General features: G+C 28.0%; 26 protein-coding genes and 1 pseudogene. 8 read left to right on the plus strand and 19 right to left on the minus strand.

Annotated elements, in window-relative coordinates; translation table 11 throughout:
• Positions 1-8: 8 nt before the first annotated feature.
• Genes mnmE through rpmH form a run of 6 tightly spaced genes read right to left on the minus strand, consistent with a single transcriptional unit; the run spans position 9 to position 4528 of the window.
• Positions 9-1337 carry a tRNA uridine-5-carboxymethylaminomethyl(34) synthesis GTPase MnmE gene (gene mnmE / locus CQA69_RS05450; protein WP_137620788.1) on the minus strand — a complete coding sequence of 443 codons (1329 nt, stop codon included), beginning with the start codon at positions 1335-1337 and terminating at the stop codon, positions 9-11.
• On the minus strand, positions 1330-2157 hold the full coding sequence (locus CQA69_RS05455) for a Jag N-terminal domain-containing protein (protein WP_137620789.1): 828 nt from the start codon (positions 2155-2157) through the stop codon (positions 1330-1332). Before CQA69_RS05455 ends, mnmE begins: the two co-directional genes overlap by 8 nt.
• Before the next feature lie 4 nt (positions 2158-2161).
• Positions 2162-3739 carry a membrane protein insertase YidC gene (yidC, locus tag CQA69_RS05460; protein ID WP_137620790.1) on the minus strand — a complete coding sequence of 526 codons (1578 nt, stop codon included), beginning with the start codon at positions 3737-3739 and terminating at the stop codon, positions 2162-2164.
• Positions 3739-4083: a membrane protein insertion efficiency factor YidD gene (yidD, locus tag CQA69_RS05465; RefSeq protein WP_137620791.1), complete on the minus strand. Its 345-nt coding sequence runs from the start codon at positions 4081-4083 to the stop codon at positions 3739-3741. Before yidD ends, yidC begins: the two co-directional genes overlap by 1 nt.
• Positions 4071-4397 carry a ribonuclease P protein component gene (rnpA, locus tag CQA69_RS05470; protein WP_137620792.1) on the minus strand — a complete coding sequence of 109 codons (327 nt, stop codon included), beginning with the start codon at positions 4395-4397 and terminating at the stop codon, positions 4071-4073. Before rnpA ends, yidD begins: the two co-directional genes overlap by 13 nt.
• Positions 4394-4528 carry a 50S ribosomal protein L34 gene (gene rpmH / locus CQA69_RS05475; protein WP_137620793.1) on the minus strand — a complete coding sequence of 45 codons (135 nt, stop codon included), beginning with the start codon at positions 4526-4528 and terminating at the stop codon, positions 4394-4396. Before rpmH ends, rnpA begins: the two co-directional genes overlap by 4 nt.
• Before the next feature lie 162 nt (positions 4529-4690).
• Between rpmH and CQA69_RS08975 the strand changes: the two genes are divergently transcribed.
• Positions 4691-5299 carry a uracil-DNA glycosylase family protein gene (locus CQA69_RS08975; RefSeq protein WP_171000340.1) on the plus strand — a complete coding sequence of 203 codons (609 nt, stop codon included), beginning with the start codon at positions 4691-4693 and terminating at the stop codon, positions 5297-5299.
• The gene (locus CQA69_RS05480) at positions 5296-6486 is read left to right on the plus strand and encodes a hypothetical protein (RefSeq protein ID WP_171000342.1); all 1191 of its coding nucleotides are present in this window, start codon (positions 5296-5298) and stop codon (positions 6484-6486) included. Before CQA69_RS08975 ends, CQA69_RS05480 begins: the two co-directional genes overlap by 4 nt.
• Here the strand turns inward: CQA69_RS05480 and CQA69_RS05485 are convergent.
• A complete protein-coding gene (locus CQA69_RS05485; RefSeq protein ID WP_137620794.1) occupies positions 6478-6852 on the minus strand; it encodes a YbgC/FadM family acyl-CoA thioesterase in 375 nt (124 codons plus the stop codon). The two genes, CQA69_RS05480 and CQA69_RS05485, sit on opposite strands and share 9 nt — an antisense overlap.
• Positions 6853-6949: 97 nt before the next feature.
• On the opposite strand from CQA69_RS05485, the gene cmoB reads away from it, so the two are divergent.
• Both cmoB and CQA69_RS05495 read left to right on the plus strand, forming a co-directional pair.
• Positions 6950-7825, plus strand: a complete 876-nt coding sequence (gene cmoB, locus CQA69_RS05490) for a tRNA 5-methoxyuridine(34)/uridine 5-oxyacetic acid(34) synthase CmoB (protein ID WP_137620795.1) — start codon at positions 6950-6952, stop codon at positions 7823-7825.
• Between the two features lie 77 nt (positions 7826-7902).
• Positions 7903-8478 carry a hypothetical protein gene (locus tag CQA69_RS05495; RefSeq protein WP_137620796.1) on the plus strand — a complete coding sequence of 192 codons (576 nt, stop codon included), beginning with the start codon at positions 7903-7905 and terminating at the stop codon, positions 8476-8478.
• Here CQA69_RS05495 and CQA69_RS05500 read toward each other — a convergent pair whose 3' ends face one another.
• Together CQA69_RS05500 and CQA69_RS05505 are read right to left on the minus strand one after the other, a co-directional pair.
• Complete coding sequence (locus CQA69_RS05500) at positions 8479-8652, minus strand: hypothetical protein (RefSeq protein WP_137620797.1); 174 nt, start codon at positions 8650-8652, stop codon at positions 8479-8481. It abuts the gene before it with no gap.
• 9 nt (positions 8653-8661) lie between these two features.
• Complete coding sequence (locus tag CQA69_RS05505) at positions 8662-9189, minus strand: thermonuclease family protein (protein WP_137620798.1); 528 nt, start codon at positions 9187-9189, stop codon at positions 8662-8664.
• 59 nt (positions 9190-9248) lie between these two features.
• Here CQA69_RS05505 and CQA69_RS05510 point away from each other — a divergent pair, with 59 nt between their 5' ends.
• Positions 9249-10517 (plus strand): M20/M25/M40 family metallo-hydrolase, encoded by a 1269-nt coding sequence (locus CQA69_RS05510; protein WP_137620799.1) that lies wholly within the window; start codon positions 9249-9251, stop codon positions 10515-10517.
• Between the two features lie 2 nt (positions 10518-10519).
• On the opposite strand, the gene CQA69_RS05515 is transcribed toward CQA69_RS05510, so the two are convergent.
• A complete protein-coding gene (locus CQA69_RS05515) occupies positions 10520-11737 on the minus strand; it encodes an MFS transporter (RefSeq protein ID WP_137620821.1) in 1218 nt (405 codons plus the stop codon).
• A gap of 26 nt (positions 11738-11763) precedes the next feature.
• Positions 11764-12600 (minus strand): cysteine ABC transporter substrate-binding protein, encoded by an 837-nt coding sequence (locus CQA69_RS05520; RefSeq protein ID WP_137620800.1) that lies wholly within the window; start codon positions 12598-12600, stop codon positions 11764-11766.
• 142 nt (positions 12601-12742) lie between these two features.
• Here CQA69_RS05520 and CQA69_RS05525 point away from each other — a divergent pair, with 142 nt between their 5' ends.
• Both CQA69_RS05525 and CQA69_RS05530 read left to right on the plus strand, forming a co-directional pair.
• A complete protein-coding gene (locus CQA69_RS05525; RefSeq protein ID WP_171000345.1) occupies positions 12743-13813 on the plus strand; it encodes a JlpA family lipoprotein adhesin in 1071 nt (356 codons plus the stop codon).
• A 42-nt stretch (positions 13814-13855) separates the two neighbouring features.
• Entirely contained in the window at positions 13856-14596 is a 741-nt protein-coding gene (locus CQA69_RS05530) for a YaaA family protein (RefSeq protein WP_137620802.1), read from the plus strand.
• Positions 14597-14600: 4 nt separating this feature from the next.
• Here the strand turns inward: CQA69_RS05530 and CQA69_RS05535 are convergent.
• The 4 genes and pseudogenes from CQA69_RS05535 to CQA69_RS05550 form a co-directional block, all read right to left on the minus strand.
• Positions 14601-15753: pseudogene (locus CQA69_RS05535) on the minus strand (M20 aminoacylase family protein).
• 1 nt (position 15754) lies between these two features.
• A complete protein-coding gene (locus CQA69_RS05540) occupies positions 15755-16978 on the minus strand; it encodes an MFS transporter (RefSeq protein ID WP_137620803.1) in 1224 nt (407 codons plus the stop codon).
• 30 nt (positions 16979-17008) lie between these two features.
• A complete protein-coding gene (pepT, locus tag CQA69_RS05545; protein WP_137620804.1) occupies positions 17009-18229 on the minus strand; it encodes a peptidase T in 1221 nt (406 codons plus the stop codon).
• Between the two features lie 2 nt (positions 18230-18231).
• On the minus strand, positions 18232-19758 hold the full coding sequence (locus CQA69_RS05550; RefSeq protein ID WP_137620805.1) for an AbgT family transporter: 1527 nt from the start codon (positions 19756-19758) through the stop codon (positions 18232-18234).
• A gap of 133 nt (positions 19759-19891) precedes the next feature.
• Here CQA69_RS05550 and CQA69_RS05555 point away from each other — a divergent pair, with 133 nt between their 5' ends.
• On the plus strand, positions 19892-20098 hold the full coding sequence (locus tag CQA69_RS05555; protein WP_137620806.1) for a hypothetical protein: 207 nt from the start codon (positions 19892-19894) through the stop codon (positions 20096-20098).
• A 1-nt stretch (position 20099) separates the two neighbouring features.
• Here the strand turns inward: CQA69_RS05555 and CQA69_RS05560 are convergent, their stop codons facing one another.
• The 4 genes from CQA69_RS05560 to CQA69_RS05575 are packed head-to-tail and all read right to left on the minus strand — an operon-like array spanning position 20100 to position 23962.
• Complete coding sequence (locus tag CQA69_RS05560) at positions 20100-20858, minus strand: DUF5416 family protein (protein WP_137620807.1); 759 nt, start codon at positions 20856-20858, stop codon at positions 20100-20102.
• Entirely contained in the window at positions 20855-22132 is a 1278-nt protein-coding gene (locus tag CQA69_RS05565) for a (Fe-S)-binding protein (protein WP_137620808.1), read from the minus strand. The genes CQA69_RS05560 and CQA69_RS05565 overlap by 4 nt, the downstream gene beginning before the upstream one ends.
• Entirely contained in the window at positions 22129-23484 is a 1356-nt protein-coding gene (gene hemN / locus CQA69_RS05570; RefSeq protein ID WP_137620809.1) for an oxygen-independent coproporphyrinogen III oxidase, read from the minus strand. Before hemN ends, CQA69_RS05565 begins: the two co-directional genes overlap by 4 nt.
• The gene (locus CQA69_RS05575; RefSeq protein WP_137620810.1) at positions 23471-23962 is read right to left on the minus strand and encodes a DUF2603 domain-containing protein; all 492 of its coding nucleotides are present in this window, start codon (positions 23960-23962) and stop codon (positions 23471-23473) included. The genes hemN and CQA69_RS05575 overlap by 14 nt, the downstream gene beginning before the upstream one ends.
• Positions 23963-23991 lie beyond the last annotated feature (29 nt).

Consider the following 23991-nt stretch of genomic DNA (forward strand, 5'->3'; position numbering starts at 1 on the left):
GTTACCTTTCATTTTCCTAAACAAAAATTACTAAACATTTCATCTAAAATTTCATCTCTTTCAAAATCTTTAGTAAATTTAGAAAGTTCGCCTATTGCCAAATTTAATTCAAATGCAAAAAGCTCTAGAGAACTTTCTTTTAAAAGATCCCTTGCTCTTGATATATCCTCACTTGCAATTTTGCAAGAATTAATTAACTCCAAAGAACTTACCATAGTATCTTCAGCATCAAAAGAATTGAGATATTTTTCCAATTCCTCTTTAAGCAAATTAATATCATTTTGAGCACTTAACCTTATAAAATCTATATTTTGACTATTTTCAAAAACCTCACACAAATCAGTTTTGTTTAAAATCCAAAATACCTTTTTATCGCTATCTTGCAATAAATTATAAATTTCTAAATCTTCTTTATCTTCTTTTCTAGAAGAATCAAAAACAGCCAAAATGATATCCGCATCTTTTAAACTTTTTTTACTTAACTCTACACCTATTTGTTCTATTTTATCTTTACTTTCTCTAATGCCTGCTGTATCGATAATGCGAAGCAAATAAGAACCTAATTTAAAATTTTCCTCTATGGTATCACGAGTTGTCCCTGCTATATCTGAAACTATGGCTCTTTTATAAGAAAGTAAAGCATTTAAAAGAGAAGATTTTCCAACATTTGGTTTGCCTACTATAGCTATTTTAAAACCTTCTATAAGTCCTTTTTTGCTTTGAGAAATCGTATAAATTTCTCTTAAAATTTTAGCATTATCTTGACACATAAGGCTAATTTGCTCTAATAAATCAGGTGGCAAATCATCATCAGCATAATCAATACTTGTTTCTACAAAAGCCAAAGTTTTAACCAAATCGGTGCGAATTTTTTCTAAAAGGTCTCCTAAATCACCTCGCATATTTCTTGCGATAACTTTAGCTGCAAGAGCAGATTTTGAAACGATTAAATCTTGTATATTTAAAGCCTTTAAAGGAGTCATTTTTCCATTTAAACATGCTCTTTTGCTAAATTCTCCAGCTTGAGCTAATCTAGCTCCTAAATTTACAAGCTCATCGAGCAAAATCTCACTCACGCTAAAACCACCGTGAATTTGAAATTCCACTATATCTTCACCTGTAAAACTAAAAGGCGCTTTAAAATATATAACTATAGCCTCATCTAAAAATTCATCTTTGTGATTATAAAGCTTGGTAAAAGTAGCATAACGCGGAATTAATTCTTTTTTTTTGCTTATTTTTGATGCAATTTCTAAAGCTCTTTCTCCGCTTAATCTTACAATGGAAATCGAACCTATTCCGTGTGCTGTTGCAATGGCTACTATAGTATCATTCATCTTTTTTTAGAAAATCATTAATAACTACAAATCTTTGATTGTTATTTTGTTTAATGCCTACATATTTATTTGGAAATTCACTTCTTAATCTTTCTAGAGCAATTTTAATTAAAACTCCGTCTAAAGGTTTAGTTTGGCCACTTCCATTCATTTTAACCTTTTTAATTACATCTTGAAGATAAAATTGCATATTTTGAATTTGATTCTCTAAAAATTGAGCTATTTCAAGACGAACCAAAAGATCATATTTTGCATTAATCCAGCTATGCAAAAGATAAGAAATAGCCTTGTAACGATGTGCTTCTTTGCCGATAAGCAAAGCAGCATCTTCTCCATCTAAATAAATAAAAACGCTATCTTCATTATACATTTTTAATTCCATTACAGAAATTTTAAAATGAGTTGATGCAAGTAGTTTTTCAAGCTGAATACGAATTTCATCTAAAATATCTTGAATATTGCGACTATCTTTACTTTCGCGATGAAAATTATCGAAAATTTTATCATTTTTAACGATATATTCTTCTTTTTTTATTTCTACAATTTCTTTTGCTTTATCTATTTTTACATCTTTTTTAATATTTTCAAACCCAGAAGATATTTTTTCATAAGACTTGCTTGAGTGGAAGTTCTTTTTTGCATTCTTCTTATAATATTTCTTTTTTGCCCTTGCTTCAATAATAGCATTTTTACGTCCAAAACCTAAAAAACCTTTTTTTGGATATTGGATAACTTCATACTCTAAATCAATCACCGAGCATTCAAGATTCTTTGAAGCTTCGGTTAATGCAGCTTGAAGATCTTTAGCTTCGATTCTCATATTTTTACTCCATTTGTTTTTTGTGATGCTCTTTAGCAAAAATTTTATTGATCACCCATTGTTGTATTAAAGAGCAAAGATTATTTACAAACCAATAAAGGGTAAGTCCCGCTGGAAAAGTAATGAAGAAAAATGTAAATATAACTGGTAAAAATTTCATAATTTTTGCTTGCATAGGATCTTGTATAGTCATTGGCGTAATAAGTTGTTGCACAAACATTGTTGCACCCATTAATATTGGAAGTACAAAATAAGGATCCATAACTGATAAATCGTGTATCCAAAACGCCCAAGGCGCAGCTTTAAGTTCAATTGCGTTTAATAATACGCGATAAATTGCAAAGAAAATAGGAATTTGTAAAAGTATAGGCAAACATCCACTCATAGGATTTGCTCCGTGTTTTTTATAAAGTTCCATCATATGAATATTCATTTTTTGAGGATCGCCTTTATAACGCTCTCTTAATTCTTTCATTTTTGGAGCTAGATCTTTTAATTTGTTCATAGAAATCATAGATTTGTAAGTTAATGGAAATAAAATAATACGAATAATAAGCACCATTACTACTATAGACCAACCCCAATTCCCTATATGATTATGTAAAAAATCCAAAAATACAAACATAGGCTTTGCAATAAAGGTAAACCAGCCATATTCTACTACTGCTTCAAGACGTGAATCTATACTTCTTAAGATCACATGTTCTTTAGAACCTATATATCCACCTGCTTCAAATTTATTATCACTATATGCAAAAATCAAAGGATTTTCTTGATTGTCTCTACTAATAGCTATATTTAATGGTTTTTGGAAATTATAAAAAAACGTTGCATAATATCTATCAAAAGCAGATGTCATCCAAACATTTTGCATATTTTCTTCTTTATCGGTTTTACCATCTTCAAAAGTATGAATGGTTTCTTTATCGTCCATAGTTAAAGCTCCATGCACCGTATAACTATCTACCGCTACATCTGGACGATAACCAGGGCTTATAAAATAATGTGTATTTTTATTGAGATTTACTTCGATTTTATAGTTTCCCTTAGGATAAAAAGTGATATTTTTTTCAATAATCAAATTTGAAGGAAGTGTTTGAACAAGTTTAAGTGCCTTGCTACCGTTTTCATCAATAAAAAGTTCTTTAAAATTTGAAACATATGCAGTATTAAAAGCTTCTTCATTGATTTTGTTGTCACTAAAACGCATTTCTAAAGGATAAGGAAATTTACTTTTTGAAATTAAATTAATCGATTCTCCTTTTTCATTTTGATATTTTTTATCCTTAAGATAAAAACTAGAAATTCTACCCAAAGCATCAATTTTTGCCTCAAAATGCTCCCCTTTAACATCAGCTATAATACTATCTTGCAGTACATTTTCTTTAGAGATTTCTAAAGGTTGCATATTTGCTTGAGGAGCGCTATTTTGAGATTTAACTTCGGATTTAGTAATATTTTGACTTATTTTAGAAGGATTTTTTGGTATAAAAAAATAATCATACACAATAAAAAATAAAAAAGAAAGCACTACGGCTAAAAGTATACGTTTTTGTTGAAATAAATTATTTGTATTATTCACTACTTATCCTTTTTAATATATTTTACAAGGTAGAAAACTTTATCATTATAGGGTATGTAAAAATAATGGAATTTTTTACGGACTAAATAAATAGGCTTGAAGCAAAAATTACAAGAAATTATCTTTTTTTTAATTTTTGGATAATCAAACCCGCCTTTAAAAAATGGATTACACCTTAAAATTCTAAAGAATGTTAAAAAAAATGCTGAAAAAAAATTCTTTTTTTGAAATTGCCAATAAGCATACTCTGAACAAGATGGATAAAATCTACATACTGAAGACTTAAGGGGACTTATAAATTTCTGATAAATACTGAGTAGTTTTAAACATATTATTTTAAACATTCCAACTTCTTTAATCCCCATTTTAAGCTTTTTTCTAATCTAGAAAAAGAAAATTGAATAATTTCACTTTTTGCAACAAAAATATACTTCCCATCACAAATTTCTGTTTCAATTTTAGAAAATAATGCTCTTAAGATGCGTTTAGAACGATTTCTAATCACTGCCTTTCCAACCCTTTTACTAGCAACAACCGCTGTTTTTCGTTCATTACACTTAAAATAAAAAATAATGATACCATCACAATACCATCTTTTTCCAAATTTATATACGGCTGAAAATTCTTCACTTGTGTTTATTTTATCAAAAATTTTCACACAGCAAGTCTTTTTCTACCTTTAGAACGTCTTGCATTGATTACCTTGCGACCATTTTTACTTTTCATACGAACACGAAAACCATGAGTACGCTTCCTTGGAGTACCATGTGGCTGATAAGTTCTTTTCATAAAAATTCCTTAAATTTTATTCAATAAAATAAAAGCGAATTGTATCTCAATCTTACTTATAAATTGCTTTTATGTGAAAATTGAATAAACTTTTAATTTAATTATTAGCAAGATTTAATTATACTATAACTTTACAGATTTATTTAGAGATAAGTTATTTTAATGATAAGAAGTTTGCATTATTTAAAAGCTATTGGTTATAATTTTACAGACGAAATAAGAACAAAAAAATCCAAGGTGCAAAATTTTGAAGATTTGAAAAAAAATATACAAAAATGTACTTTATGTCATTTTTCAAAATTACGCCACTTTACCCTTATGGAAACCAAGCTAAAAGATGCTAGTTTAATGATTGTAGATACTTTGGGACAAAAAAGCGAAAATGAAAGCGGTAGTATCTTAGAATCCAAAAAAGGAAAAAAACTACAAAATTACATTTATAATATTTTAGGGCTTAAAAAAGAACAATTTTATTTTTCTTATCTTTTTAAATGTTATTCTAATAGAAAATTTGATGATTTTTCGCTACAATCTTGTTTGCCATTTTTTTGGAACGAAGTAGAATTACTTCAACCTAACCTTATCCTTTGTTTAGGAGAATATACATTCAAGGGTTTAGGTTTTTCAAATTTTAACGCCTTAAGAGGAGAAATTTTTACTTATAAAAATTTATTTTTTATAGCAAGTTTTGAACTTGAATTTATAGAAAAAAATCCAAGTTATGAAAAAAAATTTATAGAAGATTTACAAAAAATTAAAGGATTTTTATGAAAAAAATACTTCTAATATTGAGCTTATGTTTTTGCTGTCTTTTAGCCAAAGAGCAAAAATTGGTAGATATACCCCCTTCTGAAAATTTCTATCCTAATCTTAACACGCAAGAATGTAGCATAAATTGTCTTTTTGAACTTTTAGAATCAAGGCTTTATCTTAGTTTTTTAAGTGAATTTACAGACCAAAAAGACCAATTTTTATCAAATGTATATGCAAAACTTTTAAATTCTATTACTGACTTTGATCAAGCGGTGCAAAAAATTACTGCAGTAAAAATGGCAATCATTATTCCTGAAAAAACCGTTAAAAGCTATTCTAATATTATTGTTAATTCTAGTATTGCTTATCTTTTAAGACAAAGAGCAGATATTAAAGTTAAAGTATTTTTAATAGGTACCGAAAATGAAAATAAAATACGCCAAACTCTTGATTTAATTGAAAATCAAGGCTATCAATATGTTATTGCAGCTCTCACACTAAAAGGAGCTTCAGCGCTTAAAGATTATTCTAAAAATATGAAAATATTTATTCCAACCCTCCATAAAAATTTTGCTTCTAATCCTAATCAAAATATAATTTTTGGCAGTATAGATTATGATGCACAAATTGCCACTCTTTTGGAAAAAACCAACTCAAATATAGCAGTTTTTAGTGATAATTCTACTTTATCTAATAACTTAAACTCGCGAATACTTGAAAAAAATCGTGATGCAAAGATTTATAAAATTGGTGGAGATAAACTCAATTTTTCTAAACTTTTTAATTCTCAAGGAAGTCTTAACCACACTTCAATCTTCTTTAATACACCATTAGTTAAAACAGCACTTACAAGTTCTCAATTGCGTGTTCATGATATATATCCTTATGTATTATTATCCACTCAAATCAATTACAATCCTGCCTTTTTAAGTCTCACTCAAGAAGCCGATAGAAAAAAATTTATTATCGCTAACTCTATAAATAATCATGACGATAACTTATCCTATTTGAATGAAATTTTTAATCAAAATATAGATTACAATTGGGTAGCTTATGCGACAAGTATTGGAACTGATTATTTTTATACAAATTTCTTAAATCAAAATAGCAAAAGTATTTTTGATGAAAGAATCGAAAATTCTCAAGTCATATATAAAGTTCGACTGATGCAAGGAATAAAAGCTAGCTTTGAAGAATTAAAATAATTCTTCAAAAAGCTTTTTAATTTCTGGCTCCATTCTAGCAGGTTTTTCTTTTTTAACATAAGCAAGAGTTCCAATAAGTTTAAAAATCTTATCTTTATCCTTATAAATTTCTTGCAAAATTTCTATAGAAACATTTTTAATTTCTAAAATTTTTGTTTCAACTTCGATTATATCACCGAGTTTAGCAGGTTTTATAAAATTACAATTTGCTTTTGTAAGCAAAAAATGGCCATTGGTAGCATCAAATATCAAAGCTTTTTTAGAAAACAAAACTTCACTTCTAGCCCTTTCACAAAATTTTAAATAATTGCTATGATAAACCACTCCACCAGCATCTGTATCTTCATAATAAATTCTTATTTTCATTAATATATCCTTGAAAATCAATAATTTTGGAATTATATCATTAAATATTTTTTTAAAAAATAAATGCTAAAATTTTAATTTTTAGGATAAAACATCTATGCAAAAAAATACTTTAGAAAATCAATTATTAAAACACCCTTTATACTCCAAAATTCAAAAATTAAAAGAATTAAATTGTGAAAATAAGCTTTATTTAAAAAATAGCGTGATCTTAAATACAAACAATACTCAAAAAAATGAAATTTTAGAAATTGCAAAAGAATTAAAACCATGGAGAAAAGGTCCTTTTCAGATAGATGATCTTTTTATTGATACCGAATGGCAAAGTTTTATAAAATTCAATATTTTAAAGCCTTTTATGAATGAGATTTCAGGAAAAACCGTAGCAGATATTGGATGCAATAATGGTTATTATATGTTTAAAATGCTTGAATTTGATCCAGCATTATTAGTAGGTTTTGATCCTTCGATAAAATATCGGTTGCAATTTGAACTCATCAATGTCTTGGCCAAAACCTCAATAAGATATGAGCTTTTAGGCGTTGAAGATCTTCCAAAATATCCGCTTAAATTTGATGTGATTTTTTGCCTTGGAGTTATTTATCATAGAAGCGATCCAGTTAAGATGTTAAAAGAATTAAAATCAGGACTCAATAAAAATGGAGTGGTTTTTTTAGATACTATGTATATAGAAGATGAAAGAGAAATTGCACTTGTTCCAAATAAAACCTATTCAAAAATTCCAAATATTTATTTTATTCCAAGCATAGGTGCTTTAAAAAATTGGTGCGAAAGAGCGGGTTTTAAAGATTTTCAAATTTTAAGCACCAAAAAAACCGATGAAAATGAGCAAAGAAAAACAGAATGGATTGATTCTTATTCTTTAAATGATTTTTTAGATCCAAACGATAAAAACCTTACCGTGGAAGGTTATGAAGCTCCAAAAAGAGTTTATATAAAAATAAAGATATAAATTATTTTTATTTTTTGCCGATTTGGTTGTAAAAATATTTTGGAATATATTGAATCATTCAAATTAAAAGGTATAAAATGGCAAAAAAAGATAATTTTGAAGAATATGCACAACTTGAAGAATATGCTTCACAAGAAGAAATATCAAGTATAAAATCAGAACTTTTAACTTGTCCAGAACTTAACACTTCAATAACTGGAACTATTATTAAGCTTGATAAAAATTTTGCAAAATCTATTTTAGTTGCTACAAATGATATGGTAGTAGATGAACAAGGCCTTGTTTTCGATGCTTTTATTTTTGCTGCTGCAAATTACGTTGCACAAGCTGCAATCAATAAAGAATTTTCTGTTGTTATAGGTTCAAAATGTTTCTTTTATGCCCCTTTAAAAATAGGTGATATTTTAGAATTAGAAGCTCACGCTCTATTTGATGAAACCTCAAAAAAAAGAGATGTTAAAGTGGTTGGATATACCAAAGAAATTAAAATGTTTGAGGCTACTATACAAATAGTTAATACAGAAGAACATATTTTTAATTTAAAACGCCCTCCGCTCACCACAGCTAAACCTGCTGAAGATCCAAATGCTCCAGCAACTATAGCTAGTCCAGAAGCAATGGCATCAGCGCTTATTGCATCAATGGGTAAATAATCAAGGAGTCATTTTAATATTTATCCAATTTTTAGGACAATCTTTATGATACATCCCACTTGCATCATAATATTCCCTACAATCATCATAAAAGCGATTTGACATTCCTCTTTCGTTAACAAAACATCCAGAAAATCCCAAAAGTAAAGCTATAATTAATATATATTTTTTCATAATTTACCCTCAAAATCTATTTTGCTTACGCCATTTATAAGGCTCAATAGGATTTTTTTCTCGCCAAAGTCCTAATTTATATTTTTGTGCAATTTTTTGCTCTTTAATATACACATTTGTATAATAAGTATCAGCCCAAGCATAACCTTTGCTCACTAACCAACAATTGATATCTATATTATTAAGCTTGACAACAGCAACAATTCTACCATAAATATCTTTATTTTTATAAAAAATTTCCACTTCTTTATTTTTTAAAATTTGATTTAAATTATTTTTAGCTTCTTTTCCAAAATTTTGCCGAATTTCAGGCGCATCTATGCCATAAAATCTTACTTTTTTAATTTTATTAGAATCTAAAATTTCTATAGTATCACCATCAACAACTCTTACAACCTTAGCTTTAAAGTTTGGAGTTTTTGCCATATAATTTTGAATAAAAACAACTACAAAAGAAAAAATTAAAATTGCTAAAAGTTTTTTAGGATCGCTTAGAATATTTCTTAAATTTAAGATTTTATTATAATTTATCCTCAATTTTATCCTTGATTTTTTAAAAAAATATGTCATAATTTTAACAAAGAAAAGGAGATAAAATGCAAAAAGTTATAGATAATTTTAAAGATTTGTGCAAAATTCCACATTGTAGTTATGAAACAGAACAAATGAAAGAATTTTTAGTCAATTATTCTAAAGATAAAAATTTTATAGTTAATATAGATAAGGCTGGAAATATCCACGCTATCAAAGGCAATCCTAAACTTTGCTTGCAAAGTCATTATGATATGGTGTGTATGGGAAATGCGCCTAAAGTGGATGTTTATGAAGAAAATGGATATTTAAAAGCCAAAAATTCAAGTCTAGGCGCAGATAATGGCATAGGAATAGCGATTATGATGAGTGCGATGAATCAGTTTGAAAATTTAGAATGCCTTTTTACCAACAATGAAGAAGTTGGCCTCATGGGAGTAAATTCTTTAGAACATACTATCAAATCAGGCATGCTTTTAAATTTAGATCATGAGAGCGATAATGAAATCATGATAGGTTGTGCCGGTGGTGTCGATATAGAAGCGACTTTGCATTATGAGAATATAAAAAGCAAAGGTAAAATTTATGAATTACAAGCGCAAAATTTTAAAGGCGGTCATTCAGGAATTAATATCATAAACAACGAAAAAAGCTCCATTAAAGAAATGGCCAAATTTATAAAACAAAATCATGGAAAAATCATATTTTTTGAAGGCGGAGAAAGGGTTAATTCTATACCAAAACACGCTAAAGCTTTAGTGTGTTTTGAAAACGAAGTTAAAAGCAATGAATGGATAAAATGTGAATTTAAAAGCGAGAAAGAATTTGAAATTTGCAATCAAAGCGACAAGCTTTTAGATACTATCAACAGCTTTTCGCATGGAGTTAGGGCTTACGATAAAAATTTAGGTATAGTTCAAACTAGTATCAATCTTGCAACCTTAAAAATGCAAAACAATAAAATAGAATTTGGGCTTTTTGCAAGATCAAATACCTTAGACGGATTAAAAACAATTGAATTTGAAACCTTGGAATTTTTCAAAACTTTTGGCTATCAAAGTAAAAGTTTTAATTTTTATCCTCCTTGGGAAGGCAAACCAAATGCACTCAGCGATTTGGTTTTAAAAGCTTTAAAAAAAGTATCTCCAGAAGCTAAAATTTCAGCCATTCACGCAGGACTTGAGTGTGGAATCATAGAGAAAAAACAAAAATTATTATGTGCTTCTATAGGTCCAAATATTTACAATCCTCACTCTACAGATGAACATTGCGAAATAGCTTCTATAGAAAAAATTTCTAAAGTTGTTTTTGAAGTCTTAGAAAATCTTAATTAATCCTAAAGCTCCTTGTGAAAAAATTTCTTTAATAAAAAAATACAAAATAAGGAGCATAAACCTACAAATAAAAAATAAAATCCCAAATATTTTTTATACAAAAAATCAATCATAAAAGGTGTCAAAAAAGCTAATATGGCATATGAAATATTATAAGCAAAGCTCAAACCACTAAATCTAAGCTCACTTTTGAAAATTTGAGTCATAAAAACTGGAGCAAACGTAATGATACCTTGCGAAAAACAAACAATGAAAAAATACCGTTGTTGATTATAAAAACTAAAAAAGATTCCAAAAATCATAAATAAAATACTAAATAGAGTGCAAATTTTATAACTTCCCCATTTGCTAGCCAAAACTCCTTGAATAAAGGATCCAAGAACTACAGCCAAAATACCAAAATTTTGCATCCATAAGGCTTCTTTAGTATTCATATGTAAAAGTTCTTTAAAATGCATAGGCAAAATCATCAAAGTTGCCACTCCGCTTGTTAGAACTATAGTCATTAAAAAACAAATAAACATACTCATTTTATGCGTTTTTAACGCTTCTTGTAAAGGAAATTTTAAAAGTTTTTTTTGCACTTGTAATCTTAAAAATTCCGGAGTTTCATTTATCTTTTTTCTTAAAAATAAAACAAAAATTCCAAATATTCCACTTAAAATAAAAGGAAATCTCCACGCATACTGCTCTATTTGATCTTTAGAAAAATATGCATCTAAAATCAAAGTTGTAAAGCTTGCAAGCAATAAACCCGAAGTTAAAGTAGCAGAGGCAAAACCAAGTACAAATGGAATTTGACGCCCTTTTGCAAATTCGCTAATATACACCCAAGATCCACTCACTTCAGCTCCTATGGCTAAACCTTGAAAAATACGAATTAAAAACAAAACAAAAGTGGAATATAAACCTATTTTCTCATAAGTTGGTAAAAAGGCTAAAATTAAATTGGGTATAACCATAAGAAATATAGATAAATAAAAAGCATTTTTACGCCCATATTTATCTCCAAAATGTGCCATAACTATAGCACCAAATGGACGTGCTAAATATGCTGCTCCAAATGCTATGTAAGAGTTTATTTGAGTCCAAAAAAAGTCATTTTGTGGAAAAAAAATTTTAGAAAAAACACCTAAAAAAAATACAAAAAGAACAAAGTCGTAAAATTCTAATATACCTCCCAAAGACGCATAAATAATATTTTTGTATTTTTTTTGCATATTTTTATACAATAAAGGAAAAACCTTTATTGTATCTTACCGCCTTCAATAACTACATCATCAGCTTGAATATCATCGCCAAAATGCTGTTTTAAGGTTTCATCATAGGCTTTATGAAAAAAATGTTCCTCGCCTAGCTTGATAATTAAATTATCAATAAATTCCTTAAGTTCCTTGTCTCCTTTTTTAACTGCAGGAGCTATTACATCTTTATTTCCTAACTCTTTGATTGCCATTGTAAATTGAGGATGATCTTTTACCCAAGCAAAAAGTAAAGTATTATCGTGACTTAACGCATCACCTCTTTTGTCTATTAAAGCTGCAAAAGTTTCTGTATTTTGATCGTATTTTAGAGTTTTTATATCAGGATAATTTTTTGTAAAATACGCATCTGCTGTTGTTCCCTTATTTATAAGTAAGATTTTATCCTTTAAATTTTCTATATTATGAATAGTACTGTCCTTTGGTGTAACAACCCCTAAAGCCACTTTCATATAAGGCAAACAAAAATCCACCTGCTCTGCTCTTTCTAGAGTTTGAGTAAAATTAGCCAAAATAATATCAACCTTGTTTGATTTTAAAAATTCTACTCTATTAGCAGCCTCAACAAGCACAAATTGAACCTTATTTTCATCTCCTAAAAGTTCTTTTGCTATGCGTCTAGCTAAATAAACATCATAACCTTGATTTTTGCCTTTTTCATCTACATAACCAAAAGGAGGCTTATCGCCAAAAACACCTATTCTTACTACTCCATTTTGCTTTATTTTTTCAAGTGAATTTATATAATTTGAATTTTCCCCACAAGCACTTAAAAATATAGCTACTATAGTAGCAAAAAAGCTTAAAAATATATTTTTCATTTTATCCTTTCTTTAATCATTTTTAAAAATTTTAAGAAAGGTATTATACTTAAAAATTTTTATTTTTTATTCTGTTTTTTGTATAAAATCAAAAAGTTTCTTGTTATAATTTTCTTTATTAAAAAATTATTAAGGGATGTTTATGAAAAAAAATCTCATACTTAGTGCAAGTTTAATTTTCTTTACAGCATGTAGTAGTAATTCACTAGATCAATCCATCACAAAAAAATTTGAAAATGCTTTAAATGCACAAATTCGAGAAGAACAAAACTCATCTGAAATTAATCTGAATTTCAATGATTTTAAATGTCAAAACGATGGTAATTTTATAAAATGCATGAGTCCCAATTTAGAAGTTTTTAATCCTGAAAATCATAAAAAAATATTTGGAATTGAAAATGTAGAATATAAATCTAATGTAATTTATACAGGAGATAAAAAAGGCCTAATTTCCTTTCGAGAATTATTAAATTTTTTGTTTTCTAAAAATGAAAAATTACAAGATGAAGTCACTTTTAAAAACATAAAACTCGGTGATGAAACGATTAGTGAGTTAGATAAAATAAATTTAAATAAAAATCAAAAAATCAATGATTATCTTAAAGAATTAATCTCTAATCCTTTTACAATATCATTTAAAAATTTAAACACCAAAAAGAATAGTGAAAATAATAATTATCTTTCTAGCATAAATATCCAAAGCAATGATCAACTCAATCTAAATCTTAGCGCTAATATAGATTATAAGCTTGAATTATTAGATATACTAGATTCTTATGGCTTTAAATATGATATAGATTCAATTTCGGTTAAAAATGTCGATGAAAATAATACAAATAAAATCGATCCAGATTCTACACTCTCTCAAATATTAGACAATATTACCATTCATGATGCAAAACTCACATTTTCTTTAGATACTAAAGAGGTTTTTAAAGATTATATTGAAATGGCTAATTCTATGCTTAAAATAGCTAAAGAAAACAGTAAAGATGAAAAACAAACTTTAGTCATAGATAAAGCCCTAAAAGCACTTGAAAAAATTACTCAAAATCCAACCTATAAACTCAATATAGAAGTATTTTTTAAAGATGCTCCTTTAAGTGTATATTCTAAGGAAAAGGAAAAAGTTATAGAAAAATTAACTATTAATGGCGAAGATTTCACTGAAGTTGTTTCTATTCTTGGTGATTCTTATATGCCGCTATATTAAAATGGAGAAAAATCTCCATTTTAATGATCTAAAAGGATCATGATGAAAATTTTATTCTCTCCAAGTGAAAGTAAAAATGAAAATTGCACGCAAAATCCAATCAATGAAAATTCTTGCATCTTTAAAGAACTATTCACCTTTAGAATGCAGGTTCTAAGCAAGTATGAAGAATATACTCAACATTCTAGCTTAGAGGATTTAAAAGAACTTTTTGGTATCAAAAATGAAAACGAGATAAATAAATTCAAACACGATTTAAAAAAAGCATCTACACAAAGTGCTATAACGCTTTATAATGGCGTAAGCTATGAGTATTTGAATTTCAATTCTTTATCCCTTGAAAGTCAAAATTATATTCTAGAAAATACCCTTATATTTTCCAATCTTTTTGGAGTTGTAAAGGCTAGTGACGCTCTTCCTTTTTACAAATTTAAACAAGGTGCAAAACTTGGAAATTTTAATATAGAAAAATTTTACAAAGAACATTTTAGTGATACTTTAGATGAGTATTTGCAAAATGAAGAAATTCTTGATTTAAGAGCAGGATTTTATGATAAATTCTATACTCCTAAAAAGAAATTTTTTACCTATAAATTTATAAAAAATGGAAAAATAGTGAGTCATTTTGCAAAAGCTTATAGGGGAATTTTGCTCGCTTTGTGTGCAAATATAAAAGCCAAAAACAATCAAGAAATATTAGACAATCTTCCTTCAAACCTTAAACTCAAAGAAATTCAAATCAAAGGTTTAAAAGAAGAAATTACACTTGAAATATTAAATTAGAATTCTACTTAAGGTATTTTAAAACCAAGCTCGCATAATAGCTCGCTGCTCTAGGTAAAAGCTCATCATTAAACACATAATGAGAATTGTGTAAGTATATATCGTTTTCGTTTTCTAAAAACGCATAAGCACATTTTTTCATTTCACAAAAAAAATCCAAAATCTTCACTTCCCATTAAAGGCTGATGATTAAATTCACAATTTTCTTCACCAAAAATTTCTTTAGCAACTTCTGATGCAAATTCCACCGCTTCATCGTTATTGATAGTTATAGGAGCTATAACTTCTTTTGAAATTTTAATTTCTATATCATTTGCATCCGCTATTCCCTGACAGATTTTACGAAGTTTTTCTTCAGTTAATTTTCTAATTTCATTATCAAGCGATCTAATACTAACTTTTAAAATGGCATTATCTGGGATGATATTAAAAGCATGGCCCGAATTAAAAGCACCGATGCTTACAACGGCAGAATTTTGTGGAGCGACATTCCTAGATACTATACTTTGCAAAGCTATCACTAATAAAGAAGCCACATAAATAGGATCTTTAGTCTTTTCAGGGGCACTTCCATGCCCTCCTTTACCAATGACTTCTAAAGTGTAACTATCAGAAGAAGCCATCATGGCACCTTTTTTTAAATAAAATTTCTTAGATGATCCAAAAGGCATATTATGCCATCCAAAGATAAAATCGCTATCAAATTTTTCAAATAATCCATCTTTTATCATTTCATTTGCACCGCCTAAACCCTCTTCAGCAGGTTGAAAATAAAGATTTAAAGTTCCATTGAAATCTTGATTTGCTAAATATTTTGCAGCGAGCAATAAAGAACTTGTATGTCCATCATGTCCGCAAGCGTGCATTACATTTTCTTTTTTACTTTTGTAATTTAAATCTGTGCATTCTTGCATAGGTAAAGCATCCATATCCGCACGAAGTCCAATTTTTTTAGAGCTATTTCCTTTTTTAAGAACTCCAACGACACCTGTTTTTCCAATGCCTTCATAAACTTCATAACCCAATTCTTTTAATTTTTCAGCCACTAATTTTGCAGTTTGAATTTCATCAAATCCCAATTCTGGGTTTTCATGAATTTGATGACGAATTTTTATAAATTCATCTTTTAAATCTACAATTTCTGGTATTAATCTCATTTCACCTTCCTCCTTCTACAAAATGATCTTTTTTAGGTAAGATAAATTGCGATACAATAGCCGAAATAAAAATTAAAGTAAAAATATAAATAAAACCCAAAGTAAAACTATGAGTTTTATCAACACTAAGCGATACAAGCTCAAGATTTAAAGCCAAAAGTATAAAAGTGACACTCCAAAAAGTACTCATAATATATGCGCTACGCTGTGGATTTGCATCTTTTAATTCTGAAGGAAGATTAAAGAAAAAAGGCCACCATAAAGAAAAAAATAAACCTGATAAAATAGCAAAAATTCGTATCATAATTAATTTATCTAGAAAAAGCATACAAATTCCACTTATAAGCATACACAAGCTTCCCGTCAAAAGCATTATTTTAAAAGAATAACCTCTTCTTTTAAAATAAAGTCCTATAAAAGGTCCAAATATCATAGCAAAATTGGCTAAAGCTGGAATTTCTTTTTTAGCAATGTCGGCTAATTCTTTAGTAAAACCGGCATACTCTGCATAAAATGTAGGTAAAAAAGTAAAAATAGAATTTAAAAATAAAACAGGACCTATATAGAAGATAATCATACCCCAAGTTAGACGAGACTTAAGGGCAGATAAGTATTCTTTTTTATCAGTTTTTTCTTGTTTTCTATCCGTTTTTTCATCTTTCCCTATAAAAATCCAAAGAACTATTAAAGCTAAATTAATCCAAGCATAAAAAGATAAAGAATAACGCCAATTTCCGAAATAATTTGAAATACTTTCAGCAAAAAGAAGTGCAATGATATAACCAACTATATTTGAATTAGTATTAATACTGATCATAAAATGCAAACTTTTCTTTTCAAACCATTGTTGGGTAATAGGCACCAAACATACCAACGCACAAGCGGATCCAAGTCCCATCAAAAAACGTATTGCTAAAATTGCAAAATAACTTTCCACAAAAGTCAAAAATATACCTGAACTGATCAAAAGACAACCTAAAAAATATCCCTTCTTAAGTCCAAATTTATAAACTAAAAAAGCTGTAAAAGAGGCTCCAAAAACTTTTGCAATAATAATAATACTTGTGATTAAAGTTGCTTGCTGATTATCTAAACCCAAATCCACCTTTATAAGAGGCATCAAAGATCCTGTAGAAGCCCAAGATGCACTACAAGCAGCATAAACGCTAAATATAATAAAAGAAACTCCGATACGTTGCAAATTAAATAAAAATGAATTTTGCATTATAATCCTTTAAAATATAAATTACATTTCTTATACAATTTCTACTATATTTTTAGCTACTTCAAAACTTCTATAAAAAGATTTAAGTGGTAAAAACTCAAATGCTGAGTGAAAATTATGTGCCCCTGTAAAAAAATTTGGCACAAATAATCCTTTAAGTGCTAAAGCACTTCCATCAGTTCCTCCTCGCATAGGAAAGGTTTTTGGTTTGATATCGCATACACAAAAAGCTTGTTCAAGAACTTCTAAAGCGATTTTATTGTTTTCATTTATACTATCTTTTAAATTAGAATAAGTGTCTTCAATTTTTAAAGAAATCTTTGCTCTTTCATAACGTTTTTGCATAAATTCTACCACCTCTTTAATATAAGCTTTTTTCTTTTCATACTTTTCTTTGTTGTGATCTCTTATATTTAAAAGTAAATTAGCACTGATCTGATTAGAATGAAATTCTTGCACCCAAATATAACCTTCATCATTTTCTGTATTTTCTGGAGTTTGCAACCTATCAAAACAATTAGCTATATCTATTCCTATTAAAGTAGGATTTAAAAGCACTCCTTTAGCACTCATAGGATGAGCACTAATACCTTGTATTTCTATAAAAGCCGATCCTGCATTAAAGGTTTCAAAGACCAATTCTCCGAGTTCGCAGCAATCAATCGTAAAAGCAAATTCAGGATTAAAATGCTTTAAATCCAACATTTTAGATCCCCTAAGCCCTATTTCTTCATCAGGAACAAAGCTTACATAAATATCTCCATGTTCACATTTTTCTTCAACTAGATACTGAAGTAAAGTCATAATAGTTGCAATTGCTGCTTTATTATCGGCACCCAAAACACTAGTTCCATCTGAAAAAATAATCTCTTCATTTATATATTTTAAAAGTTCAGGATGCTCTTTAGGATCGCATATGATATTTTTTTCTTTATTTAAACATAAAGCTTTGCCTTCAAATTTTAAAATTTGAGGTTTTACAATATCGCTAAGACCTACATCTACTGTATCTAAGTGAGCGCAAAATCCTATACTTTTTTTATTGGAATTGCCTTTTAACTTTGCAGTCAATATAGCATTATCCTGCAATAAAATATCATTTAAGCCTAATTTTTCAAGTTCTTTTTTTAATAAAAGCGCTAAGTCATATTGTCCTTTAGAGCTTGGCAAAGTTTGCACTTTAGCATTGCTTTGAGAAGGTATGGCTAGATACCTAAAAAAATTGTTAATTTGAATTTGTTTATAATCCATTCTTATCCTTTCATAATATAATTATAAGAGCTTTCAAAACCTAGCGGAATATCAAGCATCCAAAACAGATATAAAGTCAAAGTTAAAGCTATCATCAAAGCTATACTATAAGGTATCATAATAGAACAAAGAGTTCCAACTCCAGTTTGAGAACTATATTTTCTACAATACATAATAATAAGTGGATAAAAAGGAAATAATGGAGTCATGACATTGATCGCACTATCACTAACTCTAAAAGCAGCTTGAGTTAATTCAGGAGCAATTCCTAAAAGCATCAACATAGGCACAAAAATAGGAGCTAAAACTGCCCATTTTGAAGTAGCAGATGTCACAAACAAATTTAAAAATCCTGTGAAAACAATAATTCCAAAAATTGTTATACCGCTTGGTAAAGCTAAAGATTTTAACAATTCTGCTCCGCTAACTGCAAGAAGTTTAGATAAATTAGATTCGTTAAATACATACAAAAATTGCCCACAAATAAAACAAAATACCATAAAATTTATCAAAGGCTTTAAGGCATCACTCATTGCTTCCATAACTTGACCTAAATTTTGAAATTTTTTAGATACCTTGCCAAAAACAAACCCTGGAATAGCAAAAAAGAAAAACAAAAATGCAACAAGCCCTTTCATTAAAATAGCATCTTTTTCGCTTAAACTTCCATGCGGACCTCTCAATAAAGACTCATCAGGATATGCTAAAATAACCAATATAACTAACATTATAATTAAAGTTGCTATAGCAAATACAAATCCTTTATTTTCATCTTGAGTAATACAATCTTTGGAAAAATCTTCATAATTTTGATCTATAGGTAAATATTTTTTCAAATAAGGTTCTACAATTTTTTCACACACAAACCAGCAAAATAAAATAACACTTATTGTTCCAGCTAAAGAAACAAAATAATTACACAGAACATTAATATTGACACTAGGATCAATAATATGAGCAGCTTTTTCCGTAAAACTTTGCATAATAGGATCAATAACTGATGGGGTAAAACTTGCCGAAAATCCTCCGGCTAATCCAGCAAAAGCTGTAGCTATACCCGCAACAGGATGCTTTCTAGCAGATATAAAAAGCATAGCCACTACGGGCATTAAAAATACATAGGCACCATCTCCTATAATATGACTTGCAACTGAAATGACTAAAACAACAGGCACAACAGCTTTTTGTGGAATAATTAAAGAAAGCTTAATCAAAGCAACTCGTAAAAACCCACTTTGCTCGACTATTCCTATTCCTAAAGCAACCACCAAGGTAATTGCTAGAGGAGGAAAATTGATAAAATTAGTGATCATTTTACTAAGTAATTCTAAAAAATTACCTAAGGATAAAAAATTTTTAACTATTATTTGTTCGCTACTTCCATCAGATCTTATTAAAAAATAATCAAAATCAAAAAAAGATAGAAAAAAAGATATAATCAAAACAAGTAAAAACGCATAAAAGAAAAGTATGGTTACATCAGGAATTTTATTGCCAATTTTTTCTATGTTTTTTAAAAAAATATTCACCAAAAATCCTCCGAATTTTATAAAATTAAATAATAAGTATTTTTAATTTTAGCTTAAAAATATATCTTTATTAAAAAAATCATTATTTTTTTAAGAAAAATGTTATAGTATTACACAAAAAAAGGAGATAAGGATGCAACATTTATTATTTGTATTTTTAATCATTATTTTTTTATTTGCAATTTTTATTGTTATTACGCGTTATGAAAAAAAGATCAAGCTCTTAAATCAAAACATTCAAAATATAAAAGATGACATTGTGGAACTTAAAGAAGCAACTAAAAAAAATCGATCCTTAATTGAAAAAAATAAATCCAATATAGAAAATATATTAAAATAATCTAAATAAAAGAAACTTCGAGTTTATAAATTAATCTATGATTAAATGTTAAGATAAATATTTTATTGCAGCTTTGTTCGTTTTTATTTTTATAAACAAAACTTTTTAAAAAGTTAAAAAGAGAAACACTAGACATCTTTCCTTGTAAGATTACATACATGGTATTCTGTGAAATTCCATATTTATAACTTGCACCACTTGGGAACATTTCAAGGTTAAAATTTAAACTATCGTTAACATTATCATAATTAAAAATTTCAATCTTAGCAAAACTAATCTCCATATCTTTACATTCTAAATTTTTAAAAATCTCAAGCTTATCTCTTTTTGGCGATTGAATGCTTTCGCTTAGTTCATAACTTTCAGATTTTAAAATAAAATTTGCATTCTGAAATATTCTAGAAAATATCTTTAATGGCCTAAATTGCCCTTTTTTAAAATCACTATTTTTAGAATTTGTTATATTGTTTTGAATCTCTTCTTGTATATTAAAGTCTAAAACGATTTTTTCTTCATCTTTCTCATCATTAAAACAATTTTCAACTATAATAATGTCTTTATTATTATCATTTTTCAAATGCTCCATAATCTCATCAAAACTAAAACTATCATCACTAAATTCTAAAGTATGAACAATATTAGTTATAAAATCTATCTCATCACGATTTGCAATCTTATCTTTAATAATAAATGCTTGATTACAAAAATGAGATTTTTCAATTTCATACTCATTGCTTTTTCCCTGAAATAAAATCTTCATTTTAAAGCCTTTGCAATAAGCTCTAAAGGATGTACAAAGATCACTTTGCTTGAATCTTGTTCCAAGGCATTAGAAATTTGTACTCTACAAGCTGAACATTCAGCACTTACAAAAGAGGCTTTAGTCTTTTTGATTGCATTAACTTTTTTAAATCCAACATTTAAAGCTTGTTTATAATAATCTATTTGCATACCCACTCCACCAAAACCACAACACATATCACAATCCTTCATTTCGACAAAATGATAGTTCGTCTTTAAAAGCTCTCTTGGTTCTTTAAAAACCCCTTGCATTTTTTTTGCGTGACAAGGATCATGATAAGTAATTTCATAATCAAAACTTTGTTTATTTTTTAAAATTTCTTGCAAATTTGTGAATTTATAAAAATATTCACTTGTTATATAAACTTTAGATGAAATATTGTTAGCACGTTTTGCCCACTCTGTATCATTTTGCATTATAAAAAAACGTTCATAATCAATCTTTAGCATAGCTGAACAAGTCGCTTCTGGAATAATAATAGCATCAAGTTTTTCTAATTTTTTCTCAAAATATTCTATATTTTTTTTAGCTAAAACTTCTACACTTTTAAAATCTCCTGAAAAAAAATGTGCCACACCACAACATGCTTGTTTTTTCATTAAATCTACATTGATTTTTAATTCTTTTGCAATTTTGAGTATAGAATTAGCGGTTTCTATATAAGAATAATTAGCTAAGCAACCTACAAATAAACCAATAGTTTTTTTTCCGCCATTGTCTATAAAATCAAGATTTGAATTTAAAAAACTTTTTTTATTAAGGCTTGATAATAATCGACCTTTTTTTATAAAAGGTATTGAAAATTTAGCTTTTATGCCTAAATTTTGCTTAAAATTATTATTTTGAATTTTGAAAGCACAACTTTGAAAAACATAGCCAAATTTTGCCAATATATCTAAAAATTTACGATTTTTTAACAACAAAAGAATTAATCTTTTATACCAAGGCATACCTAACTCTTTAACTATTTCAGAACGCATCTGTTCTATAGCATTATCTACGCTTAATTTGCTTGGACAAATTTCTACACAATTGGTACATAAAAAACAAGAATCAAAGGTTTTTTGAACTTCCCGATCAAGTTTTAATTTTCCCTCTTTATATGCAATGATAAGATCCAAAAAGCCTCTAGGGCTAGAAATTTCATCACGTTTTATATCATAAATTGTGCAACTGGGTATACATTTACCACATTTTACACAAAGATCAGAAGTATTTGTTAGATTAATCATACTGTTTTAGAAAAAACTTTTTTTTCTTCGCTGATATTTTTCATGTAAGCATCAAAGCACATTGCTATATTACGTATTAATAAAACTCCTGTTTCATTAACCTTAATATAATTCTCGTCAATATCTAAAAAATCTTCATATTCTTTTAAAGCTTTTAAATCCTCTTGAAAATATTCTTTAAAAACTATATTAAACTCTTTCTCTATTTTTCTAATATCGAGCCTAAAATTTGCCATTAAATCCATAATAACAGCTTTTCTAAGCTCATCATCAAAATTTAATTTTATTCCTCTTTCAAAAGGCAATTTTCCTTCTTCGATTGCTTTCTCATAGCTTGGCATATCTTTAAAATTTTGCGCATAATGATTTTTTCCTTCCCCAATACTTGTCAGTCCTATACCAATCAAATCGGCACCACCTTTAGTGGTATAACCTTGAAAATTTCTATGTAAAGTTCCATTTCCTAAAGCTTTAAAAAGCTCATCATTTTCTTTAGCAAAATGGTCCATTCCTATCATTTTATAACCATTTTTACTCAAAAACTTTTCGCAAAATTCTAAAATTTGAAGCTTAATGTCAGGGCTTGGCAAAGTATTTTCATCAAATTTTCTCATATTTTTTTTAAGCCAAGGCACATGGGCATAATTAAAAATAGCTAAGCGATCTGGATCTAAAATTAAAATTTTTTCTAAAGTTTGAGTAAAACTTTCTAAAGTTTGATAAGGTAGACCATAAATTAAATCCATATTGACAGATTTTATACCTCTATCTCTTACTAATTTTAAGGCATTTTTAGTCAGATCAAATGACTGAATTCTATGAATTTCTTTTTGCACTTTCTCATCAAAATCTTGTACCCCAAAACTAATACGATTAAAACCATTTTTGGTTAAAACATCAGCCTGTTCTTCGTTTAAAAATCTAGGATCAATTTCGCAACTTATTTCAGCATCTAAAGAAAAATTATGAAATACGGATTTGATTTTTAAAATAAGCTTTTCTAATTGTTCAGCACTGAAAAAAGTTGGCGTCCCACCTCCAAAATGCATTTGCACCACTTCTCTTTTGATATCTAGTATAGACTTTAAAATATCAAGCTCTTTAAAAATATAATGCAAATATCTTTCCTTACTTTCTTCTTTTGCGGTATAAATTACATTACACCCACAAAAATAACAAGCACTCCTGCAAAAAGGCAAATGAAAATAAAGTGATAAGGGTCTATTTTGTTGTTTTAAAATATCTAAATATTGCTCATACTTAAAATCGGTATTAAATTCCACAGCAGTCGGATAAGAAGTATAACGCGGTCCTGCTTTAGAATATTTCACAAAAGCTTTATAATCTCTCATTATTTTTAATCCTCTCTGCCATAGCTTCCATATCTACAAATAAATTAGGGTGCTCTTTTTTAATATCCGCAATGAGCTTTTCTAGATCAATATTAATCTCCATTAAGCCACCTTGAGCACGCTTTTTAATCTCATCCATAGCAACAATCCAAGCATCATTAAAATCTATAGGAATTTGTTGATAAATTGCTTTTTCAAGTTTTAATTCAAAATTTTCCTTTTGGGTTTGTTTTAAACTCTCTAAAATATTTTTTAAACTATTTAATGAAATCATAGTATGAATTTCATCATTTTCATCTACTATAAACCAAGGCTCTGGAGAATCAAAATTTCCATTTTTAAGTACTAAGCATTTTTCATTCTCTTTATCGCTTTGTCTCATTTCGAAAATAGCTCTATTTTCTTGTTTCATACCTAAATTATTACTAAAATCATCAATACGTTTTAAACAATTGCTATATTTTTCAAGCTCTTTCATTTGTTATCCTTATAATAAATTTGCTATTT

This window comes from Campylobacter estrildidarum, assembly GCF_005406205.1.
GTDB lineage: Bacteria > Campylobacterota > Campylobacteria > Campylobacterales > Campylobacteraceae > Campylobacter_D > Campylobacter_D estrildidarum.

Bases quoted from the DNA above. Each gene is read 5' to 3' on its own strand.
- CQA69_RS05510 (WP_137620799.1), top strand. From the start codon at position 9,249: ATGCAAAAAGTTATAGATAATTTTAAAGATTTGTGCAAAATTCCACAT.
- CQA69_RS05540 (WP_137620803.1), bottom strand. From the start codon at position 16,978: ATGCAAAATTCATTTTTATTTAATTTGCAACGTATCGGAGTTTCTTTT.
- hemN (WP_137620809.1), bottom strand. From the start codon at position 23,484: ATGAGAGATTATAAAGCTTTTGTGAAATATTCTAAAGCAGGACCGCGT.
- cmoB (WP_137620795.1), top strand. From the start codon at position 6,950: ATGCAAAAAAATACTTTAGAAAATCAATTATTAAAACACCCTTTATAC.
- CQA69_RS05515 (WP_137620821.1), bottom strand. From the start codon at position 11,737: ATGCAAAAAAAATACAAAAATATTATTTATGCGTCTTTGGGAGGTATA.
- yidD (WP_137620791.1), bottom strand. From the start codon at position 4,083: ATGTTTAAAATAATATGTTTAAAACTACTCAGTATTTATCAGAAATTT.
- CQA69_RS05555 (WP_137620806.1), top strand. From the start codon at position 19,892: ATGCAACATTTATTATTTGTATTTTTAATCATTATTTTTTTATTTGCA.
- CQA69_RS05520 (WP_137620800.1), bottom strand. From the start codon at position 12,600: ATGAAAAATATATTTTTAAGCTTTTTTGCTACTATAGTAGCTATATTT.
- CQA69_RS05495 (WP_137620796.1), top strand. From the start codon at position 7,903: ATGGCAAAAAAAGATAATTTTGAAGAATATGCACAACTTGAAGAATAT.
- rpmH (WP_137620793.1), bottom strand. From the start codon at position 4,528: ATGAAAAGAACTTATCAGCCACATGGTACTCCAAGGAAGCGTACTCAT.
- CQA69_RS05560 (WP_137620807.1), bottom strand. From the start codon at position 20,858: ATGAAGATTTTATTTCAGGGAAAAAGCAATGAGTATGAAATTGAAAAA.
- CQA69_RS05525 (WP_171000345.1), top strand. From the start codon at position 12,743: ATGAAAAAAAATCTCATACTTAGTGCAAGTTTAATTTTCTTTACAGCA.
- pepT (WP_137620804.1), bottom strand. From the start codon at position 18,229: ATGGATTATAAACAAATTCAAATTAACAATTTTTTTAGGTATCTAGCC.
- mnmE (WP_137620788.1), bottom strand. From the start codon at position 1,337: ATGAATGATACTATAGTAGCCATTGCAACAGCACACGGAATAGGTTCG.
- CQA69_RS05530 (WP_137620802.1), top strand. From the start codon at position 13,856: ATGAAAATTTTATTCTCTCCAAGTGAAAGTAAAAATGAAAATTGCACG.
- CQA69_RS05485 (WP_137620794.1), bottom strand. From the start codon at position 6,852: ATGAAAATAAGAATTTATTATGAAGATACAGATGCTGGTGGAGTGGTT.
- CQA69_RS08975 (WP_171000340.1), top strand. From the start codon at position 4,691: ATGATAAGAAGTTTGCATTATTTAAAAGCTATTGGTTATAATTTTACA.
- CQA69_RS05455 (WP_137620789.1), bottom strand. From the start codon at position 2,157: ATGAGAATCGAAGCTAAAGATCTTCAAGCTGCATTAACCGAAGCTTCA.
- CQA69_RS05500 (WP_137620797.1), bottom strand. From the start codon at position 8,652: ATGAAAAAATATATATTAATTATAGCTTTACTTTTGGGATTTTCTGGA.
- CQA69_RS05575 (WP_137620810.1), bottom strand. From the start codon at position 23,962: ATGAAAGAGCTTGAAAAATATAGCAATTGTTTAAAACGTATTGATGAT.
- CQA69_RS05480 (WP_171000342.1), top strand. From the start codon at position 5,296: ATGAAAAAAATACTTCTAATATTGAGCTTATGTTTTTGCTGTCTTTTA.
- CQA69_RS05565 (WP_137620808.1), bottom strand. From the start codon at position 22,132: ATGATTAATCTAACAAATACTTCTGATCTTTGTGTAAAATGTGGTAAA.